General features: G+C 75.9%; 8 protein-coding genes and 1 pseudogene. 5 read left to right on the forward strand and 4 right to left on the reverse strand.

Annotated features, from left to right (window positions below):
• A pseudogene (locus BJP40_RS34165) lies at positions 1–185 on the reverse strand (zf-HC2 domain-containing protein); the annotation flags it as partial.
• An 89-nt stretch (positions 186–274) separates the two neighbouring features.
• On the opposite strand from BJP40_RS34165, the gene BJP40_RS10690 reads away from it, so the two are divergent.
• The 4 genes from BJP40_RS10690 (at position 275) to BJP40_RS10705 (ending at position 4,440) form a co-directional block, all read left to right on the forward strand.
• A complete protein-coding gene (locus BJP40_RS10690) occupies positions 275–1,024 on the forward strand; it encodes a LytTR family DNA-binding domain-containing protein (protein WP_071280169.1) in 750 nt (249 codons plus the stop codon).
• Positions 1,025–1,105: 81 nt separating this feature from the next.
• Positions 1,106–1,504 carry a hypothetical protein gene (locus tag BJP40_RS10695; RefSeq protein WP_071274972.1) on the forward strand — a complete coding sequence of 133 codons (399 nt, stop codon included), beginning with the start codon at positions 1,106–1,108 and terminating at the stop codon, positions 1,502–1,504.
• A 9-nt stretch (positions 1,505–1,513) separates the two neighbouring features.
• Entirely contained in the window at positions 1,514–3,226 is a 1,713-nt protein-coding gene (locus tag BJP40_RS10700) for a cation acetate symporter (RefSeq protein ID WP_071280170.1), read from the forward strand.
• Positions 3,223–4,440: a histidine kinase gene (locus BJP40_RS10705; RefSeq protein WP_071280171.1), complete on the forward strand. Its 1,218-nt coding sequence runs from the start codon at positions 3,223–3,225 to the stop codon at positions 4,438–4,440. Before BJP40_RS10700 ends, BJP40_RS10705 begins: the two co-directional genes overlap by 4 nt.
• A 180-nt stretch (positions 4,441–4,620) precedes the next feature.
• Here the strand turns inward: BJP40_RS10705 and BJP40_RS10710 are convergent, their stop codons facing one another.
• The 3 genes from BJP40_RS10710 to BJP40_RS10720 all read right to left on the reverse strand — a co-directional run bounded on the left by BJP40_RS10710 (position 4,621) and on the right by BJP40_RS10720 (position 7,093).
• Positions 4,621–5,709: a glutamate--cysteine ligase gene (locus tag BJP40_RS10710; protein WP_226962347.1), complete on the reverse strand. Its 1,089-nt coding sequence runs from the start codon at positions 5,707–5,709 to the stop codon at positions 4,621–4,623.
• 140 nt (positions 5,710–5,849) lie between these two features.
• Positions 5,850–6,332, reverse strand: coding sequence for a hypothetical protein (locus BJP40_RS10715; protein WP_079169567.1), 483 nt, complete (start codon positions 6,330–6,332; stop codon positions 5,850–5,852).
• A gap of 179 nt (positions 6,333–6,511) precedes the next feature.
• Positions 6,512–7,093: a sigma-70 family RNA polymerase sigma factor gene (locus BJP40_RS10720; protein WP_079171070.1), complete on the reverse strand. Its 582-nt coding sequence runs from the start codon at positions 7,091–7,093 to the stop codon at positions 6,512–6,514.
• Positions 7,094–7,367: 274 nt separating this feature from the next.
• Between BJP40_RS10720 and BJP40_RS10725 the strand changes: the two genes are divergently transcribed.
• Entirely contained in the window at positions 7,368–8,570 is a 1,203-nt protein-coding gene (locus BJP40_RS10725) for a CapA family protein (protein WP_079171071.1), read from the forward strand.
• Positions 8,571–8,578 lie beyond the last annotated feature (8 nt).

Here is an 8,578-nt window from a genome sequence, read left to right on the forward strand (position 1 = left end):
TGGGACGCGGGCGGGTCCAGCGGGGCGCGCCCCGTCAGCTGGGCGAGCGCCGACGCCACCTCGCCGAGCTCCACCAGGCGCAGCGCACAGGGATCGCACCGGGCGACGTGCTCGGCACAGCACAGGGCGTCGTACGGCTCCAGGACGCCCAAGGCGTAGGCACCCACCGCCGTGTGCCGTTCCATGACACCCCCCGTTCGCTCCCGTTCCCGCACCGACCCGTACGTACGGCGGACGCTTCTCGCTCAACGGGCCCCCGCCTACACTCCGCACCATGCTGCGCGTACTGGCCGTCGACGACGAGGCACCCGCCCTGGAGGAGCTGCTCTACCTGCTGCGCTCCGACCCCCGGGTGCGCCGGGCGGAAGGCGCCACCGGAGCCACCGAGGCCCTGCGCCGCATCGGCCTGGCCCTGGAGGCGGGGCCGGACGGGGAGGACGCCGTCGACGTCGTCTTCCTCGACATCCACATGGCCGGGCTGACCGGGCTGGACGTGGCCCGGCTGCTCGCCGGGTTCGCGAAGCCGCCGCTGGTCGTGTTCGTCACCGCCCACGAAGGCTTCGCCGTGCAGGCGTTCGACCTGAAGGCCGTCGACTACGTCCTCAAACCGGTCCGCAAGGAGCGCCTGGCGGAGGCCGTGCGGCGGGTCAGCGACCTGGCGCGGCCCCCCGCGCCCGCCGGAGGCGCCGCCGCCGAGCAGATCCCGGTCGAACGGGGCGGAGTCACCCGGTTCGTCCCGATCGACGAGATCGCGTACGTCGAGGCGCACGGCGACTACGCACGCCTGCACACCGACGTCGACAGCCACCTCGTCCGCATCCCGCTGTCCACCCTGGAGGAGCGGTGGGCTCCGCACGGCTTCGTCCGCATCCACCGGCGCCACCTCGTCGCCCTCGGCCGCATCGACGAACTGCGGCTCGACGGCGGCGCGACCGCCGTGCGCGTCGGCAGCGCGGAACTGTCCGTCAGCCGGCGCCACGCACGCCAGCTCCGCGACCTGCTGATGCGACAGGTGCGCAGCTGACCGGGGGCGCCCGGGGCGGCGCGTACCGGCGGGGGCATCGCCCTACCTTCCGGTGGGGGCGGCTGCGTAGACTCCACGCTGATGTCCCCAGAGCGCCCCCGACCGCCCGCGGCCCCGCCGCGCCGCGAGACCGTCACCGGGGTGCCGCGTGCCAGGCGGCGCCCACCGCGCCACGCGCCCGCCCGGTCCGAGATCAGCGAGCAGACGACGCTGGGCCACACCTACGTCCGCTCCCTGATGCGCAGCCAGCTCCGGGCCGGGCTCACCGCGCTGGCCGTCCTCGCCCTCGCCGTCGGGACGCTGCCGCTGCTGCTGGTCCTCCCCGAGGCCCTGTCCGCTCCCGCGCCCACCGCCGAACTCGTCGTCTGGGCCGTCCTCGGCGTCGCCGTCCACCCCGCCCTGTGGCTCGTCGCCCGCTGGTACGTGCGCCGCGCCGAGCGCAACGAGCGCGACTTCACCCGCCTCGTCGAAGGCCGGTGACCCGCCCCGGTGCACCAGGCCTACGCCGTCGCCGCCGTCGCCGGGGTCGTCCTCGCCACCGTCCTCATCGGCGCCCTCGGCCTGCGGATCTCGCGCACCACCTCCGACTTCTACGTCGCCTCCCGCACGGTCGGCCCGCGCCTCAACGCCGCCGCGATCAGCGGCGAGTACCTGTCCGCCGCGTCCTTCCTCGGCATCGCCGGGCTCGTCCTCATCCAGGGCCCCGACCTGCTGTGGTACCCGGTCGGCTACACCGCCGGGTACCTTGTGCTGCTCGTCCTCGTCGCCGCCCCGCTGCGCCGCTCCGGCGCCTACACGCTGTCCGACTTCGCGGAAGCCCGCCTGGAGTCTCCGTACGTGCGGCGCCTCGCCGGGCTGCTCGTCGTCGGGGTCGGCTGGCTCTACCTGCTGCCGCAGCTCCAGGGCGCCGGGCTGACACTGGAGACCGTGACGGGCGCCCCCGCATGGCTCGGCGGCCTCCTCGTCGCGGTCGTCGTCACGGGCGCGGTCGCCGCCGGAGGGATGCGCAGCATCACCTTCGTCCAGGCGTTCCAGTACTGGCTGAAACTCACCGCGCTCCTCGTGCCCGCGCTGTTCCTCGTCGCCGCCTGGTGCGCCGACGACGCCCCGCGCGCCCGGTTCGACGCGCCCGCCGTGCTCCGCGAGCACACGACCGTACGGCTCGACGACACCGTACGGGTCTCGCTCGACGCCCCGCTGACGGTGACCGTGACCGGACGCGTCGACGCCACCGCGTACCGCGGCGAACGCGTCACCCTCGCCGAGGGCCTGCACCGCGTGGAGGCCGGTACGGTCCTCGGCTTCGCCCCCGGGGCGCGCGTGCCCGAGCGCGCCCCCGGCGACGGCGACCCCCTCGGCTGGTCCAGCGCCCTGACCGGCGACCACGACGGGCGCCGGCTGTACGCCACGTACGGGCTGATCCTCGCCACCTTCCTCGGCACGATGGGACTCCCGCACGTCGCCGTCCGGTTCTACACCAGCCCCGACGGGCGCACCGCGCGCCGCACCACCCTCGTCGTCCTCGGCCTGGTCGGCGTGTTCTACCTGCTGCCCCCGGTGTACGGCGCCCTCGGCCGGATCTACGCACCCGAGCTCGCCCTGACCGGCGCCGCCGACGCCGCCGTCCTCGTCCTGCCCGACCGCGTGGTCGGCGGCCTCGCCGGCGACCTCCTCGGCGCGCTGCTCGCCGGCGGTGCCTTCGCCGCGTTCCTGTCGACGGCGTCCGGCCTCACCATGTCGGTCGCCGGGGTGCTCAGCCAGGACGTCCTGCCGTCCCGCGGGGTGCGCCACTTCCGGCTCGCCACGCCGCTGGCGATGGCCGTGCCGCTCGGACTCGGCGCCGCCGCCTCGCACGTCCCGGTGGCCGACGCCGTCGGGCTGGCGTTCGCGGTGTCGGCGTCGTCGTTCTGCCCGTTGCTCGTCCTCGGCATCTGGTGGCGCCGGCTCACCCCGCCCGGCGCGGTCGCGGGACTCCTCGCCGGGGGCGGCGCCGCCCTCGCCGCCGTGCTGGCCACGCGCGCCGGACTCGCCCCAGGCGGCTGGCCGCACACCCTCATGGCGTGGCCCGCCGTCTGGTCCGTGCCGCTCGGCTTCGCCACCATGATCGCCGTGTCCCTGGCCACCCCCCGCCACATACCGCCCGGCACCCCGGCGATCCTCGCCCGGCTGCACCTGCCGGAAGGGCTGGTGGGCCGCACGTGACCGGCATGCTCACCGCCGCGCTCGCCGCGTCCTGCACGCTGCTGCTCGCCGCCGGGTACGCCCTCGGGCGGCTCACCTCGCGGCGCGGCGGGGCCGACGGGCGCGACCTCGGCACCCCCGTGGAGCGCGCCACCTTCCACACCCTGCACACCGCGTCCCTGGCGGCGCCGCCGCTGCGGGCCGGACTCACGGAGGACACCGCCCGCAAGGCCGCCAGGCGGCTGCGCGCGCTCCTCGGGACGGAGGCCCTCGCCCTCACCGACCGGACCTCGGTCCTCGCCTGGGACGGCCCGGGGCGCGCCCACCACGCGGAGCAGATCGCCGCAGGGGTCGCGGAGGTGCTGGAGTCGGGCCGCGGCCGCAGCGTGCGGGCCGCCTGCGACGACCCCGGCTGCCCGCTGCGCTGGGCCGTCATCGCCCCGCTCACCGCGGACGACGACGTCCTGGGCGCGCTGGTCGCCTACGGCTCCCGGGAGTCCGCCGTGCTCGCCCGGGCCGCGACCGAGCTGGCCCGCTGGGTGTCCGTGCAGCTGGAGCTGGCCGAGCTGGACCGGTCCCGCACCCGCCTGATGGAGGCCGAGATCCGGGCGCTGCGCGCCCAGATCTCCCCGCACTTCGTGTACAACTCGCTGGCCGCCATCGCCTCCTTCGTCCGCACCGACCCCGAGCGGGCCCGTGAACTGCTGCTGGAGTTCGCCGACTTCACCCGCTACTCCTTCCGCAGGCACGGGGAGTTCGCCCGGCTCGCCGACGAACTGCGGGCCGTCGAGCAGTACCTCGCCCTGGCCGGGGCCCGCTTCGGGGACCGGCTCCAGGTCACCCTCCAGGTCGCCCCGGAGGTGCTGCCGGTCAGCCTGCCGTTCCTGTGCCTCCAGCCGCTGGTGGAGAACGCCGTCAAGCACGGTCTGGAGGACTCGCGCACCACCTGCCGGATCACCATCGCCGCGCGGGACGTGGGCGCCGAGGCGGTCGTCACCATCGAGGACGACGGCGTCGGCATGAACCCGGCCGACCTGCGGGCCGTCCTCGCGGGTGAGCGCCCGAGGTCCTCCGGGATCGGCCTGTCCAACGTCGACGAGCGGCTGCGCCAGGTGTACGGCGACGCCTACGGTCTCGTGGCCGAGACGGGCGTCGGCGCCGGCATGAAGGTCACCGTCCGCCTGCCGAAGTACCACGCCGGCGTGCACCCCGGGGGCACCGGTCCGCCCGACTGACCAGGGGACCCGGGCAGCGGCGTGCACACCGCTTCGGACCGCCGCGCCCGCTTCCCCGCCCCACCCGGCCGGCCCCCGACGGGCCGCCCCGCTTCCCGCCTTCGCCGGCGCCGCGGGCGACGCAGGCCGTGGCGGTTGCACGGAAGGCGCCCGCGCGGCGGGCGACGAGATGCCGCGGGGTCACAGCAGGGGCAGGGGCGTCCACGGGCCGGAGCCGGAGCACTGCCGCTGCCGGTCGGCGCCCGTGCCCCGGCTGACGACGTCCGCCGCGAGAGCCCTCAGCTCCTCCTCGTCACCCGTGGCGCGCAGCGCCGGCCCCACCCAGTCGAGCAGCGCCCGCACCGCCTCGGCCGCCGGGACGCGCCGCCCCGACACCGGGTGCACCGCGGGCCCCCGCACCCCGTGGCGCGCGGCCGTCCACAGGGCGGCGCCCACCGCGTGCTCGGGCAGCCGCGGCGCCCGGCGGCCGGCGGCCACCGCGTCGAGCGCGGTGGCGACGAGGGCCCGGGTGAGCCCGGCCTGCAGCACGGCCTCGTCCACGCTGGGCGTGACGTCGGCGATCCGCACCTCCACCGTGGGCAGGTGCGCCGAGGGCCGGGCGAACCAGTACGCGTTGGCGGCCCGCACCGGCAGCACCCCGGCGTAGCGCAGTTCGGCCACCGTCCGGTCGTAGTGCTCCGCCGACTCGAAGTAGGGCGGGATCTGGTGGGTGGGCCAGCGGGACAGCACCAGTGTGCGCCAGCTCGCGTGCCCCGTGTCCGCCCCCTGGTGGAACGGCGAGTTCGCGGACAGCGCCAGCAGGACGGGCAGCCACGGCCGCAGGTGGTTCAGCACCGCGACCGCCGCCTCCCGGTCCGGCACGCCCACGTGCACATGGCAGCCGCAGGTCTCCGTCTCGTCCGTGAGCCGTCCGTACAGCCGGGCCATCTGCCGGTAGTGCGGGGTGGGGCTCACCGCGCGCGGCGCCGCCGCCATCGGCGCCGTACCGCAGGCCACCGGCCGCGCCCCGGCCTTGCGCGCCGCGGCGGCCAGACGGGACCGGGACGCCGTCAGCTCGGCCCGCAGCCCCGCGAGGTCGGTGCACACCCCGCTCGCCGTCTCGACCATCGTCGACAGCAGCTCCCGCTGGAACTCCCGCCCCGCGCCGCACCCGGGCGCCCGCCCACCGGGCCGGTGCCGCCGCCGGTCCGCATCCAGGACGGTGTCGGAGAGGCCCACGGGACAGCCGTCGGCCGCGTCCACCAGGAGGAACTCCTCCTCGACTCCCACGGTCGGCCCCACGCCCCCGGCCACGCCACCACCCCCGCTCGGCGCGCCACCGGCCCGTGCCGGCGGCCCCCTCAGGATGGCTGCGCCCCCGGGCGGCGGCAACAGCGCGATCCGGCCCCCGTGCCCGGCCGGCCGGCCGTTCAGTACAGGTGCAGCGCCAGGTGGCCCAGCGGCAGTCCGAGCCGCCACGACGGCAGCCACACCTGCGCCGACTCGTCCACCACCACGCCCAGCGCGGGCGACGCGGGCAGCGCGCCGAGGTCCGCGGCGAGCAGCTGGGTCTCCTCCAGCAGCCGCCACGTCTCCAGCGCCAGCGCCACCCCCGGCTCGCCGTCGCCCTCGCGCAGTCGCCGCTCCGTCAGCCGGTCCCGGACCCAGTCCTGCCAGGGGTGGTCGTACGAGGTGCGGTCGAGCCACTCGTCGAGCTGCTCGTCCGGTGCGGCACCGTCGCTCAGATAGATCGTCAGGGCGAGTGTCCTGCGCCCCGCCACGTACTCTAGGGAGCCGGTCTCGACGAGACCGCCCGCCCTCAGCAGTTCATCGGCCAGGTACTCGGCACACAGCCAGTCCATCGGGACGGCGAGCCCGCCCCCGCCGGTGCCGTTCGTGCTCTCGGGCCGCAACGCTCCCACCTTCTCCCGGACGTACTCTTCCGCGCGTAACTCCGCCACGCACCCCTAGAGGACGAGCCTCCACCGAACCGCGGTCCCGGAGCCCGCTCTTTGCACAACTTGACGGTGTGGTTTCGCATACGTTCCCCTCCGCGGTGCTACGGGAGGGAAAGGGAGTATGTGCAGGGGCTTCAGGGGCGGGCGGTGCGCCGTGCCTTGCCCGTGCCGCCGCGCCCTCCCCGTGCGGGGCCGCCGGCCGTGCGGCTGTAGCCGGGAAGGCCCCGGCCGAGGGCCCGCAGCGCGTAGTAGGAGCGCGACTTGACCGTGCCGGCGGGTATACCCAGCTCCGCCGCGGCCTCCTTCACGGTGAGGCCGTCGAAGTAGATCCGCTCCAGCACCGCGCGGTGCTCGGGACTCAGCTCCCGCACCGCCGCCCGCACGTCCAGCGCGGCCACCGCCGACTCGGTGGCGTCGGCGGGGTCGGGCGTGGCGGCCAGGGCGCCGTCGCCGATCTCCGCAGGCCGTGCCAGCCGCGACCTGCGGGCGTCGATGGCCAGCCGCCGCCCGACCGTGAACAGCCAGGGCCGCATCGACGCGTACGGGGCCTCGAACGCCTCCGGGTGCTGCCACGCCCGCACCAGCGTCTCCTGGAGCAGGTCCTCCGCCCGCTGCCGGTCGCCGTAGGTGAGGCTCAGCAGGTAGGTCAGCAGGGCCGGCCCGTGCTCCCGCTGGAGTCGCGCGAGAGCGCGTTCGTCGGTGGTCGCCGTCGTCATCGTCCACACCCTTTCCCGCTGCTCAACGAACCACGAGCGGTATACGAGCGCATTCGGGGCCCGAGGGACAGGCAACGCACCGCGGTGTGCGACGAGCGGTCGCACGGAGCGGTGAATGGTGCGGTGAGCGGTCGACGGAAAGCGGGTGACACCGTTCCAGCCAATTAGTCATACTTTCGGCTTTTCGGGATTGGTGTCCCCCTTCGTCTCCTATGGATCCAGGGAGCCCCGCGTCTCCTCCGCAGACCCGCACGCACCACCGCAAGGGAGCCCGATGACCCCCGGACGCCTCCGCGCCTGCCCGCTCGCCGCCGCCGCACCCGCCACCCTCCTGCTGGCCCTGCTCTCCGCTGCGGCCGCCTGCACCGGGCCGCCCCCGGACGTCCCGGCCGCACCCGGCACCACCCCCACCTCGGCCGCCGGCGCCGCGGGACGGGCATCGCGCCCCTTCACCCTCGCGGCCACCGGCGACGTCCTCCCGCACGACTCGATCATCCGGCAGGCGCACGCCGACGCCGGCGGCGACGGCTACGACTTCCGGCCCATGCTCGCCGGCGTCAAGCCCGTCATCTCCGCCGCGGACCTCGCCGTCTGCCACATGGAGACGGTGTACGGCCCGGACGGCGGCCCCTTCACCGGCTACCCCTCCTTCGCGTCCCCGCCCCAGATCGCCGCCGCGCTCGCCGACACCGGCTACGACTCCTGCTCCACCGCCTCCAACCACACCCTGGACGCCGGCGCCGAGGGCATCCGCCGCACCCTCGACCACCTCGACGCGGCGGGCGTACGGCACGCGGGGTCCGCCCGCACGGCCGAGGAGGCGGTCACCCCCGCCCTCCTGGAGGCGGGCGGCGCCCGCGTCGCCCACCTCGCGTACACGTACGGCACCAACGGCATCCCCGTACCGGCGCACCGCCCCTGGTCCGTGAACCTCATCGACGAGAGCCGCATCCTCAGCGACGCCCGGGCCGCCCGGGAGGCGGGCGCGGACATCGTCGTGGTCAGCGTCCACTGGGGCACGGAGTGGCAGACCGCCCCCGACGGGAGCCAACTCCGGCTGGGTCGCGCCCTGGCCGCGTCGGCGACGGACGGCCGCCCCGACGTCGACCTCGTGCTCGGCACCCACGCACACGTCCCGCAGGCGTACGAGAAGGTCGGCGGCACGTGGATCGTCTACGGCATGGGGGACCAGATCGCCGGGCGGATGGTCAACCACTCCGGCGCCTACGACCCGCGCGGCAACGAGGGCACCATCAGCCGCTTCACCTTCTCCCCGCCGACCGCCCAGGGCGGGCGCTGGGAGGTGACCCGGGCGGAGTTCCTGCCCCAGTGGTTCGACACCGCCAGGAACCGCGTGGTGGACCTGAACGCCGCCATCGCCTCGGGTGACACCTCGCTCGTCCCGGTGCGCGACCGCATCACCGCGACCGCCCTGGGCCGCGGCGCCGCCGCGGCGGGCCTCACCCTGGGCCGCTGAGCCCGCCC

It is taken from the genome of Streptomyces sp. CC53, assembly GCF_001865245.1.
GTDB lineage: Bacteria > Actinomycetota > Actinomycetes > Streptomycetales > Streptomycetaceae > Streptomyces.